The following is a 16,496-nucleotide window of genomic DNA, read 5'->3' on the forward strand; positions in this document are numbered from 1 at the left end:
AACCTGACTCCCGGCCCGGGCTCCGCTCCGCGCAGTCAGGTGGGTTGCAGGTGCCGCTGGCAACCCTTCCCGCGTGACTGCGCTCCTCGCCCCCGAGACCGGTACGCCGGAGCCGCCCACCCGTGCGCCCCGGCGGTGGCGGTACCTGCTGGGCGTGGCCGCCGGGGTCGGCCTGACGGCGGTCGCCGTACCGGGCCTGACCGGGGCCAGCTGGGCGGCGGTCGCGACCGCCGCCGGGCAGGTGCCGATCCCCTGGCTCGCAGCGCTGCTCGTCCTCTGGCTGGTCGGGCTGCTGGCCCACACCATCACGCTCACGGCGGCCATGCCGGGGCTGACCCATCGTCGAGCGCTCACCCTGAGCCTGACCGGCAGCGCGGTCGCGAACGTCCTGCCGCTGGGCGGTGCCGCCGGCATCGCCCTCAACTACCGGATGAGCCGGGCGTGGGGGCACGGCGGCCCGGAGTTCAGCGCCTACACGGTCGTGACCAACGTGTGGGACGTCCTGGCCAAGCTGCTGATCCCGGTCCTCGCGCTGCCCGCTCTCCTCGTGGCCGCGTCCTCGATCGGGCCCACGATCGCCCCGGCCGCGGCGATCGCCGCCGGCGTGCTCGCCGTCCTGACCGCCGTCGCCCTGGCGACGATCGCCTCGCCGCGGGCCGCCGAGCGGACCGGGTCGGCGGTCGACCGGCTCCTCGGAAGGTGGCTCCGACCCCGCTCGTGCCGGGCCGCCCTCGTGCGTCTGCAGGCCGAGGCCAGCCAGGTCGTGCGCACCCAGTGGCCGAGGCTGAGCCTGGGCATGGCCCTCTACTCGGCGCTGCTCTTCGCGCTCCTGCTCGGCTGCCTCACGGCCGCCGGCGCCGCGCTCCCGCTCGGAGCGGTCGCCGCCGGGTTCGCGGTCGAGCGACTGCTCACCCTGGCCGGCCTCACGCCGGGCGGCGCGGGCGTGGTGGAGGTCGGCCTGATCGCCGTGCTGGCGGCCTTCCCGGGGTCGTCGGTGGGCGTCGCACTGGGGGTGGTGCTCTACCGCGCCCTGACGTTCGTGATCGAGATCCCGGTGGGCGGGACGATCCTCGCCGGTTGGCTCTGGACCCAGCGGGGTCGCGCGACCGGGGCGGTGGTCTGATGCGCGTCCTGCACGTGACCGACTGCTACCTGCCGCGGCTGGGCGGCATCGAGGTCCACCTGCACGACCTCGTCACGCGGCAGCGGGAGGCCGGCCTCGACGCGCGCGTGGTCACCGTGACCCCGCAGACGCCGGACACGGAAGAAGATGACGACTGGGTCGTCCGCGTCGGCGGCGGCTCGGAGCTGGCGGCGCTGATCGACTCGTGGCGCCCCGACGTGGTGCACGTCCACGTCTCGGTCTTCTCGCCGTTCGCCACCCAGGCGGCCCGGCGGGCCTGCCGGTCGGGCCTCCCGACACTCGTGACGGTGCACTCGATGTGGAGCCGGCTCGGCCCGCTGCCGGCCGTGGCGAGGACGCTGCTCGCCCTCGACCGCTGGCCGATGGTGTGGTCGGCGGTCAGCGACGCCGCGGCACGGCCGTTGCGCGAGATGCTCGGCCCCGACACCGACGTCGCCGTGCTCCCCAACGCGGTCGATCCGGCCCGCTGGACGGCTCGTTCCGTCCGGTCCGGCACCGACCCCGTGACGCTGGTGAGCGTCATGCGCTTCACCCGGACGAAGCGCGCCCTGCCGCTGGCCAGGATGCTCCGCGCCGTCCGCGAGGCGGTGCCGGCCGAGACGCCGATCCGGGCCGTCGTCGTCGGTGACGGTCCGCAGCACGAGGCGTTCACGCGCTACGTACGCCGGCACGGCATGGCCGACTGGGTGGACCTGCCCGGCCGTCTCGACCGGTCCGAGGTCCGCGACCGGCTCGACCGCGCGGACTGCTTCGTCGCGCCCGCCGAGCTGGAGTCCTTCGGCATCGCCGCGCTCGAGGCCCGCGCCGTGGGCCTCCCGGTCGTCGCCTCCGCCCACGCGGGAGTGGGCGAGTTCGTGCGGCACGGCCGGGAGGGGCTCCTCGCCCGGGACGACGTCGCGATGGTGGCCGCGATCAGCCGGATGGTGACCGACCGGGGTCTGCGCGAGGCGATCGCCGCCCACAACGCCGGCACCCCCGTGGAGCACGACTGGGCGGCGGCCGGCGCGCGGACCGACGAGCTCTACCTCCGGGCCGCGAGGCTGGCCGGTGCGGTGCGCCGGCGCACCGCACCCCGGCTCGTCACGACCTGAGCGACTCCGTCTCGGGCTCCGGGTCGCCCGGCAGCTCGTGCGTCCGCCGGTGCGCCCCCTCCTCGTCGGAATGGGTGACCGCGACGTACGCGACGAGCGCGGCGAAGATCGCCAGGCCGATCGCGGTGACCGGGCCGGTGCCCCAGCCCAGCCCGCCGCCGGACGGCTTGGCGGCCAGGAAGTCCGCGACGCTGGCGCCGAGCGGCCGGGTGAGGGCGTACGACGCCCAGAAGCAGCCGACCGCGGGCGCACCGAGCCGCCAGATCCCGAGCGGCACCAGGATCGCCGCGCCGAAGAGCACGATCGACCACCCGAAGCCGAGGCCGGCATTGATCGCCGCCGCGTCCCCGAGCGCGGTGCCGAGCCCGAAGGTCATCAGCACGGTGCCCCAGTAGAAGCGCTCCCGGCGAGCGGTGACGATCGAGTGCACCGACAGGGTGCCCTCGCTGCGGTACCACCAGGTGAGGAGGCCGCAGAGGAGGACGAGGTAGACGATCGCGTCGAACCAGTACGGCGTACCGAGGGCCACGTGCGGTCCGTCGGCGATCATGGTGCCGAAGACGGCGACCATCAGCACGGTCACCCAGTAGCGCACGGGGTGATAGGTCTCGGCGCGCAGCTGCCACCACAGCGCCGCGAAGAAGCCGCCCACGCCGACGACACCGGCGACCGGGATGCTGTGGGTGCCCATGAAGTCGGCGGCGGTCTCACCGATCCCGGTGGTGAGCAGCTTGATGGCCCAGAAGACGAGGAAGACCTCGGGAACCTTGGGCGAGACGAAGGCGCGATTCTGCATGCGGGGAGGATGGGGGCGCGAACCTGCCGACAACCTGACCGGTCCGGTCAGTGCTGCGGCACCCGGGGTCCGCGGGCCCGGCCACGGACCACCGACACGGCGGCGGGCAGCAGCGAGACGGCGACCACGCCGAGGGTGATGAGCTCGATGTGCTGGCTCACCAGGGCGACGCCGCCGAGCAGGTAGCCCGCAGCGAGCATGAGGACGGTCCACGCGACCCCACCGATCACGTTGAAGGTCACGAAGGTGGGGTAGGGCATCCGCCCGGCACCGGCGGCGACCGGGGTGAAGGTGCGGGCCACCGGGACGAAGCGGGCCAGGACCACGGCGCGTGGACCGTGCCGGTCGAAGAAGGTGGCGGCCCGCTCGAGGTGCGCGGGCGTGAGCAGGCGCGACGACGGCCGGCTGAGGACCCTCGGCCCCGCGCGGCGCCCGATCAGGTAGCCGACCTGGTCGCCCGCGACGGCGGCCGCGGCGACGACCGGGGCGACCACCCAGATCGGGACGCCGATCGTGCCATGGGCGACGAGCAGGCCGGTGGTGAAGAGCAGGGAGTCACCGGGCAGGAAGAAGCCGGCGAGGATGCCGCTCTCGGCGAAGACGATCGCGGCGACGATGAGGACGGCGAGCGGTCCGAGCGAGGTCAGCAGCGAGTCGATGGCGCCGCTCATGCGGCGATCCGCCGCCGCGGTGACGCCAGGTCGGCCGCGGTCGGCGTCGACCGGAACCGCCACGTCAGCACCCGCCACAGCGCCTCGCGCACGATCGCCGCGGTCATCTTCGAGGCCCCCTCACGGCGCTCGACGAAGGTGATCGGGACCTCGGCGATGCGCAGCCCGAGGCGGGTCGCCCGCCAGGTCGTCTCGATCTGGAAGGAGTAGCCGTCGGCCTCGGTCCCGCTCGTGGCGATCCGGGCGAGGGCGTCGGACCGGTAGGCCCGGAAGCCCGCGGTGCAGTCGTGGACCGGCAGCCCCAGGACGAGACGGACGTAGGCGTTGCCGACCCGCGAGACCAGCCGGCGGTGCCAGGGCCAGTCGACCGTGCGACCACCGGCGACGTACCGGGAGCCGATCGCGAGATCGGCGTCCTCGAGCGCGACGACGAGCGCCGGCACCGACTCGGGCTGGTGCGAGCCGTCGGCGTCCATCTGCACGACGATGCCCGCGCCGTGCTCACGCGCCCAGGCGAAGCCCGCGCGGTAGGCGGCACCCAGGCCGTCCTTGCCGCCGCGCTCGAGGAGCAGGACCCGGTCGCCGTACGACGCGTGCGCCCGGACGACGTCGGGGGTGCCGTCCGGGCTGGCGTCGTCCACCACGAGGACCCGGAAGCGGTCCAGGTCGGGGACGGCCTGGATGCGGTCCAGGAGCGGACCGATGGAGGCTCGCTCCTCGTAGGTGGGGATGACGATCAGGTCCATGCACCGAGCGTGCGGCGGCTCCCCTGCAAGGGACCTGACTGCCGGTCAGCCGTGCAGCCCGAACGCAGTCAGAAGCGACGTCGCCGTGCGGGACGCGCGGAGCGGGTCGAACCCGCCGACCTCGGCGTAGGACCGGCCGAGCGAGTAGTGGTCGAGCGGCGCGGACACGACCGCGTGGTCGAGGCCCGGGTGGGCGACCACGGTGAGGATCTTGTTGTCGCCCGTGCGGTCGTCCTCGTCGGCGGTGATGACGATCGCGAGGTGCCCGGACCGCCAGTCGGGGCCGGTCATCATCTCACCCGCCACGCGCTCCAGCCACGCGTCCGCGACCGAGAGCGGGCAGTCGTGGGCGTCGTTGCAGAGATCGGGGATGACCATGCCGACGGCCGGCAGCGCGCCGGCACGGATGTCGGCGGAGAGCTGGTCGAGGGGGACGTCGTGCTGCGCGCACGCGGCCCGCTCGTCGACGAAGTAGGCCCACGGGTTGTGCTTGACGCCGTACCGGCCGTCCGGCTCGAGCTCGCACGTGCCGTGCATGGCGTCGGCGTACAGCGTGGCGGTGCTGCCCGCGTCGAGCGCGCTCCCGAAGATGCTCGGCCCGGATACGGGGTGGGCCGACGGCGGGTCGTCGTCGGCCACCCCGAAGAGCGATCCGCCGGCGATCGCCAGGTAGTTGGGCAGGGACGGATGCGTGAGTGCGTGGTAGTCCGTGGTGTAGCCGTACTTCTCCGCGATCCCGGTCGTCCAGGGCATCTGCGTGCGCATCTGCTCGAACGTCTTGTTCTCGACGATGAAGGTCACGAGCTTCTGCACCTGGCCCGACTGCGCGCTCGCGGAGGAGGACGCCGACGACCGGCCGGGCGTGGGGTCCGGCGTCGGAGCGTCCGACGCTCCGGAGCAGGACGCGAGCACGAGCACCGCGGCCGCGGTCGCGATCGCGACGAGACCAGGGGGCCGACGTCGGGGGATGGTCATCGATCCACCTCAGATCCGTTCGAAGACGTGCCAGTCACCCGAGCTGGTGACCTCGCGGTAGTGCTGGTCCAGCGCCCGCTGTCCGGTGGCCTCCTCGACCCCCCACGTTGCCAAGGATCCACCATCGACCACCACCCACCGCGGCGCACGCGGGCCGTCGAGGACGGACGCGAGATCGGCGAGGCGTGGGTCGCGGACCCGGACGGAGAGGCTCCACAGGTGCGGGTAGGGGCTCGGGAGACCGGCGTCGTGGACGATGTTCGGGTGGCCGAACGCCACCACCATCGTGTCGCCGGCACGGGCGTGTGCGCGCACGTACGCCGACACCTCCTGGTCCGAGCCGGGGCCCGGCACGTGGAGGCACAGGAACGCCCAGGCGACCGCCGCGGTCAGGGCGGACACGCCGACGGCCCATCGGAGCAGCTGGCTCCGAGGACCCGGGGGCAGGCCGTCGTACCGGTTCTCCGGCACGGTGGCGGCGACCAGGACGACGACCCCCGGCACGAGGGCGACCAGGTAGTGGAGCCAGTAGCTGCCGCCGAGCGCCGCGCCGGTGAGCTCCCACGCGACCATCGCGATCCCGGCCCAGCGCAGGTCCGGGCCGCGGCGCGGTCGACGGGCCGCCACCAGCGCCCCGGCGACGACCAGTGGCGCACCGGAGACGGCGGTGGCGAGCAGCAGCTCGTGGAAGCGGTGCGTGGTGGCGTCGTTGGCGTAGGCGTCGATCACGGACGCCGCCTGCGCCCGGAAGGTGACCAGCGCGTCCCAGAGCTCCCCCGGGCTCGTCCCCCGAGCGGACGCGACCCCCAGGGCGAGCCCGACGGTGACCCCGACGCCCAGGGCGAACGCGGCCAGCCGCTCGAGTGCCTCGCGACGACGACCGCGGAGGGCCAGCTCGGCGAGCAGCACGGCCGCGAGGACCAGCACGTCCAGCATGTTCTGCTTGATCAGGACCGCGCACGCCGCGCACACGCCGGCACCGGCCGCGGCCGCCGGCCGGTTCGACCGCACCAGCAGCACGGCACCGGCCAGCACGAACGGGACGGCCAGCAGCTCGCCGTCCACCGTCGTCGTCCCGAAGAGCGGCGTGGTCAGGAGGATCGCGGCGACCGCGGCCGCCCATCGGCCCCCCAGCCGACCGGCGAGGAGCACGGACGCGACGACGGCGACGATGCCGATGAGGCGGAGCGGCACCGCTCCGCCGAGCAGGTCGGCGAGGCGGAAGAGGCCGATGAGCAGCGGCGGCCGGTCGACGAAGTAGTCGCCGTACGTCGAGGTGCCGGGATGCCACTGGTCGGCGACGACGAGGTAGCCGCCCTCGTCGGGCGCCAGCGGCATCCCCAGGAACGGGAGCCGCGCCAGTCCGGCCCCGGCCGCCAGCAGGGCCGGCCACACCCACCACGACCGGCTGCCGGTGTCCGCGGCCGGCGCGGCCGCGGGTCGGGTCAGGACGGTCACGCGACCACGGTGCGGCCGGCGACCTGCAACGGACCTGACCGCCGCCAGGGGCCGCCGGCTGTCAGGTACGTTGCAGGTTCGCTGCCCCACGCTGGACCCAGCGCCGACCGACCGGCGCACCGGGAGGGAAGGACCATGGCGAAGATCGCGCTCTGCGAGGACGACCCGGCGATCCGGCGGATCGTGCTCGCCGCACTCGACCTCGCCGGGCACACCGCGGTCGTCGCCCACGACGGCCGCGAGGCGATCCGGCTCTTCGCCGAGGACGACGCCATCGACGTCGTGGTCCTCGACATCGGTCTGCCCGACGCCGACGGCCGCGACGTGTGCCAGGCGCTGCGCTCGGCCGGCCAGCCGGCACCGGTCATCTTCCTCACCGCCCTGGGCACCATGCACGACAAGCTGGCCGGCTTCAGCGCCGGCGCGGACGACTACCTGCCGAAGCCCTTCGACATCAAGGAGCTGATCGCGCGGGTCGAGGCGCTCGCCAAGCGGGGACGCATCGTCGTCGCCGAGTCGCCGGGCGACCTGCTCCTGGACCCCGCACGACACGCCCTGGTCTGCCACGATCAGGAGGTGCTGCTCACCCCCACCGAGTTCCGGATGCTGGCCGCGATCACGTCCCGGCCCGGCGAGGTCGTCCGCCGCCGCGCGGTCGTCGCAGCCGCGTGGCCCGACGGCGCGATGGTCAGCGAGAACACCATCGACTCCTACGTACGCCGGATCCGCACCAAGCTCGACCAGGTCGGGTCGCCGGTCCACCTCCAGACCGTCCGTGGCGTGGGGTTCACCCTCAGGTGAGGAGGCTGGTCCGGGCGGCCCGGCGCCGGCTGACCCCGAAGTCCTTCCGGGGACAGATCGTCGTCTCGACGGTGCTGCTCATGACCGCCGTCATGCTGGTGGTCGGGGTCGGTGTGCAGATCCTGCTGGCGTTCACCGCCCAGCGCGACATCGACAGCGTCCTGGACGACCGCGCCACCGCGGTGGTCGCCGCGATCGACGCGAGCTCGGAGGACGGACCCCGGCTCGAGGTCCCCGATGCCCTTCTCGAGCCCGGGGTCCGCGTCTACGACGGGGACGGGACGCTCGTCGCGGGCACCATCGAGCACGAGGCCCGGGACCGGGCCGACGACCTCGCCACCACGACCACCGCCCGCAACGTGGACGTCAACGACGAGGTGCGGCTGCGCGCGGTGCCGTTCACGACCGCCACCGGCCAGCACGGCGTCGTGGTCGTCAGCCAGGAGACGACGCCGTACGAGCGCGCCGAGATGTACGCGCTCTTCGCGACCATCGGGATCGGCGTGCTCGTCATCGCGATCTCCGCCGGCATCGCCAACCGCGTGACCTCGCAGGCACTGCGGCCGGTGACCCGGATGGCCGAGCGCGCGACCGACTGGAGCGAGCACGACCTGTCCCACCGCTTCGAGCTCGGCCAGGCCGACAACGAGCTCGCCCAGCTCGGCGCGACCCTCGACGGCCTGCTGGACCGGGTGGCGATGGCGATCCGCTCCGAGCAGCGGCTGACCTCCGAGCTCGCCCACGAGCTCCGCACCCCGCTCACGGCCATCCAGGGCTCGGCCGACCTGGCCCTCCTGCGGGGGGTCGAGGACCCGGCGACCCGCGACGAGCTCGAGCAGATCGCCGCCTCCGCCCGGGTCATGTCCGAGGTGATCACGACCCTCGTCGACGTCGCCCGCGACCGGGCGTCGGCCGGCTTGGCCTCCACCAGCTACGTGGGCGACGTGGTCGACGCGGTGCGCGCCCTGGTCCCGGCGCACCTGACCTTCGTCGACGAGACCGACGGGGCGGAGGGCCGGATCGCGGCGCCACCCGAGCTGGTCCTGCGGATGCTCGCGCCCCTCGTCGACAACGCCGCCGCCCACGCCCGGACGACGGTCCGCCTCGGTGCCGTCGACACCGCGACATCGGTCGAGGTCTCGGTCGCGGACGACGGGGCCGGGATCGACCCCGCCCTGCGCGACACGTTGTTCTCCGTCGGTGCCTCGGGCGGCGGCGGCACCGGCCTCGGGCTGGGCATCGCCCGACGGGTGGCGAGGTCCGTGGGCGGCAGCGTCGACGTCACGAGCCACGACCAGGGCGCCCGGTTCACGGTCAGCCTCCCGCGCGCCTGACCCTCGAGCGCCGCCGCGGTCAGGTTCTGTGCAGGAACCCTCGACCAGGCTCGCGACGTGCACGGAGACAGGTCAGGTCCGTCCTGGCGTCGACTCGCCGACCGCGAGGTCGCCACGTTCCTCGCCGTCGGGGGCGCCGGCTACATCACCGACGTCGCCGCCTTCAACTGGCTGCGCGACGCCGCCCTGCCGGGCACCCACGGCCCCCTCGCCGCCAAGGTCGGCGCGGTCGCGATCGCGACCGTGGTCACCTATCTCGGCAACCGGCTGCTGACCTGGCGCGGGCGCGGGTCGGCCAGCCGGCGTCGCGAGGTCGCCCTCTTTGCGGTCTTCAACGTGGTCGGGCTGCTGATCTCGGTGCTCACCCTGGCGCTGACCCACGACGTGCTGGGGCTGACCAGCCGACTGGCGGACAACCTCTCCGGCAACGTGCTCGGCGTCGGACTCGGCACCGCCTTCCGCTACTGGACCTACCGCCGCTTCGTCTTCGTCGGCGGGGAGCCGCCCGCCCAGCCGGACCACGAGCAGGCGGATCCCCTGCTGACGCGGTGAGAGGGCTGGATCAGGTGCGCTCGAAGAGCGATTGTCCGACGTACTCGTCGGTGCCGATGCCGGTGGGTACGGCGAAGAGCGCGGAGCCGGTGACCTTGACGTACTCCATCAGCGCGTCGGTCTTGGCCATGGCGTTCTGGACCGGGATGAAGTGGGTGTCGGGGTCGCGCACGTAGGCGATGAAGAACAGGCCGGCGTTGAGGCCGCCGAGGGCGTCCGAGCCGTCGACGAAGTTGTAGCCGCGGCGCAGCATCCGGACGCCGTCGTTGAAGTCGGGGTGCACGACCCGGATGTGGGCGTCCTTCGGGATCACCGGTCCGTGGCTGCCCGGCATCGAGAACTTCGGCTCGGTGAACTCCGAGCCGCCCGACAGCGGGGCGCCGGTGTCCTTGGTGCGGCCGATGAAGTCCTCCTGGTCGCCCAGCGTCTGCCGGTCCCAGATCTCGATGTTCATGTTGAAGCGGCGCGCGACCAGGTAGGAGCCGCCGGCGAGCCAGTCCGCCTTGGCGTCGTCGCCGGCGCCGACCCAGACGTGCTCCTCGACGTCCTGGGTCTCCTCGGACTTGATGTTGGCGGTGCCGTCCTTGAAGCCGAAGAGGTTGCGCGGCGTCGACTGCGAGACCGAGGTCGTCGAGGTCCGGCCGAAGCCGAGCTGCGACCAGCGGACGGCCACGGTGCCGAATCCGATCCGGGCGAGGTTGCGGATCGCGTGCACGGCGACCTGCGGGTCGTCGGCGCACGCCTGCACGCAGAGGTCGCCGTACGACTTCTCGGGGTCGAGCATGTCGCCCGGGAAGTGCGGGAGCGTCCGCAGCGCCGCGGGCTGCCGGTCCGCGATGCCGAACCGGTCGCGACCCTTCTCGTCGCGGAAGAGGCCGGGACCGAAGCCGAAGGTCAGGGTCAGGCCGCTCGCCGACAGCCCGATCGCCTCGCCGGTGTCGTCCGGCGGCAGGTTCGTGTCGCCCTCGGTGGGGCCGATCTCGCCGGCCGGGAGCCCCCGCGTCATCCGGTCGGCCGCCTCGGTCCACGCCTTCAGCAGCGCGACCAGCTGCGCCCGGGAGCCCGTGGTGACGTCGAAGGCCGCGAAGTGCAGGCGGTCCTGCGCCGGGGTGACGATGCCGGCCTGGTGGTCGCCGCGGAAGGAGTAGGCCGCGCGTGCGTCCGGCGCGGAACCGTCGTCGGTGGCCGCGCTCGCCCGGCCCGCCGCGAACGCACCGGCGGCGAGGCCGGCCGCGGCGACGCCGCCGCCGACCAGACCCCGCCGGGAGATGCCGTGCCGGGACTGCTCGGTCGCGTGCTCGGTCTCGGGCACCGTCTCGTGCTCGCTCAGGACAGCACCGCCGCGGTGAGCTTGGACAGCGGCTCGGACAGGGCGTTGACCGCGTTGGAGAACTGCTGGACCTCGTCCTGCGACAGGTCGGTGTAGACGGTCCAGCCGTCGCCGTCCTTCTGCGCGTCCAGGAGCGCCTGCACCGCCGCGAACCGCTCCGTGAGGCTCTTGGCCAGCGCCGGGTCCTTCTGCTCGACGATCGGCTTCACGCCCTCGAACGCTACGCGGGCGCCGTCGACGTTGGCCTGGAAGTCCCACAGGTCGGTGTGCGACCAATTCTCCTCCTCGCCGGTGATCTTGGACTTGGCGACCTCCTCGAGCAGGCCGCGCGCGCCGTTGGCGATCTGGTCGACGGTGTACGTCGACTTCTGGACCCGGGCGTCGAGCTTGCGGGTGTTGGCGAGCAGGTCGTCGCCGTACGTCGCCCGCTCAGCGGTGCTCAGCGTCTTGTACGACGGGTCGCTCTCGGGCCAGAGGTCCTTCTCGATCCGGTGCCAGCCGGTCCACTTCTGGCCCTCCTCGAGGTCGGTCTCGCGCAGGTCGAGCTTGGGGTCGAGGTCGCCGAAGGACTCCGCGACCGGCTCGATCCGCTCGTAGAACATGCGCGCCTGGGGGTAGAGGGCCCGCGCCTCGTCGTCCTTGCCGGCCTTGTAGTCGGAGACGAACTCCTGGGTCGCGACCAGGAGCTGGTCGGCCTGGTCGCGGACGTAGACCTGGTAGTTCTTGGTCGCCTGGTCGACCAGCTGCTGGTCGTCGGCGGAGACGCTCGGCTCCTCGGCGGACTTGCTGACGGTGAAGTCGCCGCGGATGCCGTCGCCCTTCATGCCCGGCTTGCACGCGGTGACGTAGCTGCCCTCGGGGGCGCTGACCACGAGCTGGCGGGAGAGCTGGGGGCCGATGTTCTCGATCTCGCCGACGATGCGCAGGCCGTCCGAGCCGAGGAGGTAGAACTCCGTGACCTTCGAGCCCTCGTTGGTGACGTCGAAGGTCAGGGTGCCCGACGGCGCGTCGGTCGAGGAGAGCTCGCACCCGTCGTCGGTGGAGGTCACCGAGACGGTCCGGGGGTCGCTGCTGTCGCCGCCGCCGTCGGTGTTCTCGGTGCAGGCGGACAGCAGCGGCGTGGCGAGCAGCAGGGTCGCAGGCAGGGCCACGAGCAGGGGCTTGCGCATCGGGTGTCTCTCGATCCTTCGAACGGGTCAGCTGACCGGAGTGGGGGTGGACGGCGCGGGCGCGTTGCTGCGGCGCCGGAGGGTGCGGAAGAAGAGCGTCATGACGGGGACGACGTAGAGGACCCAGACGGTGGCCTCGAGCACCGTGGTCTGCGGGGAGAAGTTGAAGATGCCCTTGAGGAGCGTGGCGTACCACGTGGACGGGTCGATCGTGTCCGAGACGTCCCAGGCGAGGTTGTTGAGACCGGGCAGGATGCCGGCCTCCTGGAGGTCGTGGACGCCGTACGAGAGGACGCCGCCGGCGACCAGGATCAGGAAGGCGCCGGTCCAGGTGAAGAACTTGGTGAGGTTGATCGAGATGGCGCCGCGGTAGAGCAGGTAGCCCAGGACGACGGCGGTCCCGATGCCGAGGGCGGCGCCCACGAGCGGCTGCCAGGTCGCGTTGGTGTCCCGCGACACGGCCTCGGTCGTCGACCAGAGGAAGAGGGCGGTCTCCAGGCCCTCGCGGCCCACGGCCAGGACGGCGACGAGCACGAGCGCGAACCACGATCCCTCGGCCGCGCTGTCGATCTGGCCGCGCAGCTCGCCGCTGAGGCTGCGCGCGGCCTTGGCCATCCAGAAGATCATCCAGGTGACCAGGCCGACCGCGATGATCGACAGCGAGCCGCCGATCGCCTCCTGGGCCTCGAAGGTCAGGCCGCGGGGACCGTAGAAGAGCGCGAACCCGAAGCCCAGCGCCACCGCGACTGCGATGCCGACGCCGAGCCAGATCCGCGGGAGCAGCTCGCGCCGGTCGGTCTTGACCAGGTAGGCGACGAGGATGCTGACCACGAGGCAGGCCTCGAGGCCTTCGCGGAGGCCGATCAGGTAGTTCGCGAGCACGAACCGGCACTGTACGCCTGCCTGATTAGGATTGCCTAACCAACATTGCGTACATCACGGTCCGGTCAGGTTCGGTGCAGGCTCCGGGCAGGTCGCCGGCAGGTGCGCGCCTCAGATCGGGCAGCCGTCGGGGCCGCAGGCCGCGTCGTCGGCGGCGTCTCCCCCGGCCATCTGCAGGACCGGGTGGGACGCCGTCCACGCCTGGTCGAGGACCTGGGCGAAGAGCTCGGCCGGCTGGGCGCCGGAGACGCCGTACTTCTGGTCGACGACGAAGAAGGGGACGCCGGTCGCGCCGTACGCGCGGGCCTGGGCGACGTCGGCCTCGAACGCGTCGGCGAAGTCCGAGCCGGCAAGGACCTCGCGGACGCGGGCCTCGTCGAGTCCGGCGCCGACCGCGATCTCGGTGAGCACGTCGTGGTCGCCGACGTTGCGGGCCTGCTCGAAGTACGCCGAGAGCAGCGCCTCCTTCAGGTCGCGCTGGAGCGCGGCGCCGCCGGTCTCGAGGGCCAGGTGGAGGAGCCGGTGGGCGTCGAGGGTGTTGGTGTGGACGGTCTCGAAGAGCTTGAAGTCGAGGCCCTCGACGGCCGCGAGGTCGATGAGCTGCTGCTGCATGTCGCGCATCTCGTCCTCGGTGCGGCCGTACTTGCGGGCGATGACGCCCGTGCTCAGCTCGTGCCCGTGCTGGGGAGCAGTGGGGTCGAGCTGGAAGGAGCGGTAGACGATCTCCACCTCGTCGCGGTGCGGGAAGCCCGCGAGGGCGGTCTCCAGGCGGCGCTTGCCGACGAAGCACCAGGGGCAGACGACGTCACTCCAGATCTCGATCTTCACGTCGAGCGCAACGCCGTCCGCCGCCTGGTTCTTCCCGTCGGTGCGGGCGGTCAGTGGCCGACCGGCTCCATGCCCTCCTCGGGCAGCTCGACCTCGCCGATCATCTCCTCGATCTGCTCGGTCGAGAGGGCGACGGCCATCGCCCAGTAGTAGACGACCAGGCTCCACACGGCGACGACCAGCATGTCCCAGCCGAAGCCGATGAAGGCGTCGTCGCCGTCGGGGCCGAAGTCGCTGAAGAAGACGATGAGGCCCATGACGACGAGGTAGGGAAGCAGCCACGACGCGGCCCGCCAGTCGAGCGTCGGCTTGTGCGGGTTGAGGCCGAAGACCCGGTTGCCGACCAGGATCGCGTAGCCAACCAGGATCGAGACGCCGAGCTTCCAGTCGGTGTCCCACCCGCTCCAGAGGATGATCAGGTTGGCGATGACGAAGGCGAGGGGCGAGAGGATCTCCGCGGCCGGCAGCCGGTAGGGCCGCTCCGCGTCGGGCAGCCGGCGCCGGAAGGCGCCCAGCGAGAGGGGCGCGCCGCCGTACATGAGGACGGACGCGCTGGTGATGAGGCCGACCAGCGACTGCCAGCTCGGGAACGGCAGGAAGCAGATGCAGCCGGTGACGAAGGCCGCGATCAGGCCCGCCCACGGGACGCTGCGCTTGTTGGTCCACTCGAAGACCGAGGGGACGTAGCCGTTGCGGGCCAGGCCGTAGGCCAGGCGGGAGGAGCCGGTCGTGTAGATGAGGCCGGTGCCCGCCGGGCTGATGATCGCGTCGAGGTAGATGATCGTCGCCAGCCACCCGATCGAGAGCAGGGTCGCGATCTCGGCGAAGGGCCCGGTGAAGGTCGTGTAGAGGCCGTCGCCCACCTGGTCCCACGTGTCGCCGATCGCGCTCGACGGCAGCGCCAGCAGGAAGGTGATCTGCAGCAGGATGTAGATGATCGTGCCGATCACGACCGAGCCGATGATCGCGAACGGGACGTCGCGCTTGGGGTTGCGGGACTCACCGGCGAGCTGGTCGGCCTGCTCGAAGCCGAGGTAGCTGAAGATGATGCCGCCCGTGGAGACGGCGGCGAAGATGCCCTTGAGCCCGTCGGGGTTGAAGCCGTTGGCGGCGGTCAGGTTGCCGGTGTCGAAGTTCGCGAACGCGAGCACCAGGATGGTGAGCAGCGGGATCGCGATCTTCCACCAGGTCGCCGCGCTGTTGGCGGTCGCGAGGCGCTTGACGCCGAGGAAGTTGATCGAGGTCAGGATCGCCATCAGGATGATCGCCACGATGATGCCCGTGGTGCTGAGCACCTGGGTGTCGGGGTTGATCCAGTCCTTGGCGAAGTCGTAGTGGCCGGCGTAGGTCAGCATCGCCGAGACCTCGATCGGGGCGACCGTCGCCGCGTTGAGCCAGGCGAACCAGCCGAACGACGCGCCGGCGACGCCGCCGAACGCGTAGTGCGGGAAGCGGGCGGTGCCGCCCGAGACGGGGTACATGCCGCCGAGCTCGGCGTGCACGAGCGCCAGGACGACGATCGCGACACCACCGATCAGCCAGGAGATGATCGCCGCCGGACCGGCCGCCTCGAGGGCCTCCTGGGGCCCGAAGAGCCAGCCCGAGCCGATGATCGAGCCCATCGAGGCCCACATCAGGCCGATCAGCCCGACCTCGCGCAGCAGCTTGGTGCTGCGCTCACGTGGTTGCTGCTCCGTCGCTGCCATCCGGGTCGCACCTCCTGGGCGCCGTCACCGGTCCTCCCGAGCGGAGGGGGCGCGAGCGCCGGAGATTGGTTACCCACTTCGTTCGGGAATCAACGTCCCGACCCGGAACTGCAGAACCTATATCCTCTATCGAGATCTCGGTGGCGGCCGGGGCCGCTGGGCCCGACAGTGGTCGCGTGCATCTTCGGATACCTCTGCTCGAGCACGACGACTCCCCGCGCGCGTTCATCGAGCCGACGGAGCAGATCACGCCACGCGACGTACCCGCCGCCTGTGTGATCACGTTCTTCGGCGACGTCGCCGAGCGACTCGTGGACCGCCGGGGTGCCCGGGTGCTCAGCGAGAACCGCTGGGAGGACGGCCCGCACCCGCTCCTCGAGATCGAGCACGAGGGCGAGCGGCTGGCGGTCCTGCGCGCCGGTGTCGGAGCGCCCCTGGCCGGCGCCCTCCTGGAGGAGACGATCGCCCTCGGGTGCACCCACTTCGTCGTCTGCGGTGGAGCCGGCACGCTGCACCCGGACCTCACCGTCGGGCATCTCGTCGTCGTGTCCTCCGCGATCCGTGACGAGGGCACGTCGTTCCACTACGCACCTCCGACCCGCGAGATCGAGCTCGACCCCGCTGCGCGCCGGGTCCTCGAGGACGTCCTCGACGAGCGCGGGGCGCCGTACGTCGTCGGCCGGACCTGGACCACCGACGCGCCGTACCGCGAGACGCCGACCAGGATCGCCGCCCGCCGCGACGAGGGCTGCCTGACGGTCGAGATGGAGGCATCGGCACTCGCTGCTGTCGCGGCGTTCCGCCGCGTACCCCTCGCCCAGGTCGTCTACTGCGGCGACGACCTCTCCGGCGAGTCCTGGGACCACCGCTCCTGGCAGACCCTGTCCGACGTCCGCGAGGACCTCTTCGATCTCGCCGCCTCCGCGGCCCTCGCACTCGCACGCGCCGACCTGGCTCTGAGGTCCGTGGATGGCTGAGGCGTGGCTGTTCGTCCAACGCTCGCTGGGAGTGTT

Annotated in this window: 16 protein-coding genes; 6 read left to right on the plus strand and 10 right to left on the minus strand. The window is 72.4% G+C overall.

The features are described from left to right. The first annotated feature begins 73 nt into the window (after positions 1-73). Both K8U61_RS03280 and K8U61_RS03285 read left to right on the plus strand, forming a co-directional pair. Complete coding sequence (locus K8U61_RS03280) at positions 74-1,123, plus strand: lysylphosphatidylglycerol synthase domain-containing protein (protein ID WP_224121532.1); 1,050 nt, start codon at positions 74-76, stop codon at positions 1,121-1,123. After that, the gene (locus K8U61_RS03285; RefSeq protein WP_224121533.1) at positions 1,123-2,235 is read left to right on the plus strand and encodes a glycosyltransferase family 4 protein; all 1,113 of its coding nucleotides are present in this window, start codon (positions 1,123-1,125) and stop codon (positions 2,233-2,235) included. The genes K8U61_RS03280 and K8U61_RS03285 overlap by 1 nt, the downstream gene beginning before the upstream one ends. On the opposite strand, the gene K8U61_RS03290 is transcribed toward K8U61_RS03285, so the two are convergent. Genes K8U61_RS03290 through K8U61_RS03310 form a run of 5 tightly spaced genes read right to left on the minus strand, consistent with a single transcriptional unit; the run spans position 2,225 to position 6,881 of the window. Further along, on the minus strand, positions 2,225-3,031 hold the full coding sequence (locus tag K8U61_RS03290) for a COG4705 family protein (protein WP_224121534.1): 807 nt from the start codon (positions 3,029-3,031) through the stop codon (positions 2,225-2,227). The two genes, K8U61_RS03285 and K8U61_RS03290, sit on opposite strands and share 11 nt — an antisense overlap. A 47-nt stretch (positions 3,032-3,078) precedes the next feature. Continuing rightward, positions 3,079-3,702 carry a DedA family protein gene (locus K8U61_RS03295; RefSeq protein ID WP_224121535.1) on the minus strand — a complete coding sequence of 208 codons (624 nt, stop codon included), beginning with the start codon at positions 3,700-3,702 and terminating at the stop codon, positions 3,079-3,081. Continuing rightward, complete coding sequence (locus K8U61_RS03300; RefSeq protein ID WP_224121536.1) at positions 3,699-4,448, minus strand: polyprenol monophosphomannose synthase; 750 nt, start codon at positions 4,446-4,448, stop codon at positions 3,699-3,701. The genes K8U61_RS03295 and K8U61_RS03300 overlap by 4 nt, the downstream gene beginning before the upstream one ends. Before the next feature lie 45 nt (positions 4,449-4,493). Beyond that, on the minus strand, positions 4,494-5,423 hold the full coding sequence (locus K8U61_RS03305; RefSeq protein ID WP_224121537.1) for an alkaline phosphatase family protein: 930 nt from the start codon (positions 5,421-5,423) through the stop codon (positions 4,494-4,496). A gap of 9 nt (positions 5,424-5,432) precedes the next feature. Continuing rightward, complete coding sequence (locus K8U61_RS03310; protein ID WP_224121538.1) at positions 5,433-6,881, minus strand: hypothetical protein; 1,449 nt, start codon at positions 6,879-6,881, stop codon at positions 5,433-5,435. A 135-nt stretch (positions 6,882-7,016) separates the two neighbouring features. Here K8U61_RS03310 and K8U61_RS03315 point away from each other — a divergent pair, with 135 nt between their 5' ends. From K8U61_RS03315 to K8U61_RS03325, 3 genes are read left to right on the plus strand one after another with little or no spacing between them, the layout of a single operon-like run. Continuing rightward, on the plus strand, positions 7,017-7,682 hold the full coding sequence (locus K8U61_RS03315; RefSeq protein WP_224121539.1) for a response regulator transcription factor: 666 nt from the start codon (positions 7,017-7,019) through the stop codon (positions 7,680-7,682). After that, positions 7,679-9,016 (plus strand): sensor histidine kinase, encoded by a 1,338-nt coding sequence (locus tag K8U61_RS03320; protein ID WP_224121540.1) that lies wholly within the window; start codon positions 7,679-7,681, stop codon positions 9,014-9,016. Before K8U61_RS03315 ends, K8U61_RS03320 begins: the two co-directional genes overlap by 4 nt. A 57-nt stretch (positions 9,017-9,073) precedes the next feature. Next, positions 9,074-9,568 carry a GtrA family protein gene (locus K8U61_RS03325; RefSeq protein ID WP_224121541.1) on the plus strand — a complete coding sequence of 165 codons (495 nt, stop codon included), beginning with the start codon at positions 9,074-9,076 and terminating at the stop codon, positions 9,566-9,568. A gap of 10 nt (positions 9,569-9,578) precedes the next feature. Here the strand turns inward: K8U61_RS03325 and efeB are convergent, their stop codons facing one another. The 5 genes from efeB to K8U61_RS03350 all read right to left on the minus strand — a co-directional run bounded on the left by efeB (position 9,579) and on the right by K8U61_RS03350 (position 15,483). Further along, on the minus strand, positions 9,579-10,880 hold the full coding sequence (efeB, locus tag K8U61_RS03330) for an iron uptake transporter deferrochelatase/peroxidase subunit (RefSeq protein ID WP_224121542.1): 1,302 nt from the start codon (positions 10,878-10,880) through the stop codon (positions 9,579-9,581). 14 nt (positions 10,881-10,894) lie between these two features. After that, positions 10,895-12,067, minus strand: coding sequence for an iron uptake system protein EfeO (efeO, locus tag K8U61_RS03335; protein WP_224121543.1), 1,173 nt, complete (start codon positions 12,065-12,067; stop codon positions 10,895-10,897). Between the two features lie 27 nt (positions 12,068-12,094). Continuing rightward, positions 12,095-12,949, minus strand: a complete 855-nt coding sequence (gene efeU / locus K8U61_RS03340; protein WP_224121544.1) for an iron uptake transporter permease EfeU — start codon at positions 12,947-12,949, stop codon at positions 12,095-12,097. 111 nt (positions 12,950-13,060) lie between these two features. Continuing rightward, positions 13,061-13,777, minus strand: coding sequence for a DsbA family oxidoreductase (locus K8U61_RS03345; protein WP_224121545.1), 717 nt, complete (start codon positions 13,775-13,777; stop codon positions 13,061-13,063). A gap of 50 nt (positions 13,778-13,827) precedes the next feature. Next, complete coding sequence (locus K8U61_RS03350) at positions 13,828-15,483, minus strand: APC family permease (protein WP_224121546.1); 1,656 nt, start codon at positions 15,481-15,483, stop codon at positions 13,828-13,830. Between the two features lie 176 nt (positions 15,484-15,659). Between K8U61_RS03350 and K8U61_RS03355 the strand changes: the two genes are divergently transcribed. Further along, complete coding sequence (locus K8U61_RS03355; RefSeq protein WP_224121547.1) at positions 15,660-16,460, plus strand: nucleoside phosphorylase; 801 nt, start codon at positions 15,660-15,662, stop codon at positions 16,458-16,460. The last annotated feature ends 36 nt before the right edge of the window (positions 16,461-16,496 follow it).

This window comes from Nocardioides mangrovi, from assembly GCF_020073815.1.
Taxonomy (GTDB): Bacteria; Actinomycetota; Actinomycetes; order Propionibacteriales; family Nocardioidaceae; genus Nocardioides; species Nocardioides mangrovi.

Coding starts and splice junctions, on each gene's coding strand:
- K8U61_RS03285 (WP_224121533.1), top strand. CDS start 1,123: ATGCGCGTCCTGCACGTGACCGACTGCTACCTGCCGCGGCTGGGCGGC.
- K8U61_RS03295 (WP_224121535.1), bottom strand. CDS start 3,702: ATGAGCGGCGCCATCGACTCGCTGCTGACCTCGCTCGGACCGCTCGCC.
- K8U61_RS03315 (WP_224121539.1), top strand. CDS start 7,017: ATGGCGAAGATCGCGCTCTGCGAGGACGACCCGGCGATCCGGCGGATC.
- K8U61_RS03290 (WP_224121534.1), bottom strand. CDS start 3,031: ATGCAGAATCGCGCCTTCGTCTCGCCCAAGGTTCCCGAGGTCTTCCTC.
- K8U61_RS03305 (WP_224121537.1), bottom strand. CDS start 5,423: ATGACCATCCCCCGACGTCGGCCCCCTGGTCTCGTCGCGATCGCGACC.
- efeO (WP_224121543.1), bottom strand. CDS start 12,067: ATGCGCAAGCCCCTGCTCGTGGCCCTGCCTGCGACCCTGCTGCTCGCC.
- K8U61_RS03350 (WP_224121546.1), bottom strand. CDS start 15,483: ATGGCAGCGACGGAGCAGCAACCACGTGAGCGCAGCACCAAGCTGCTG.
- K8U61_RS03300 (WP_224121536.1), bottom strand. CDS start 4,448: ATGGACCTGATCGTCATCCCCACCTACGAGGAGCGAGCCTCCATCGGT.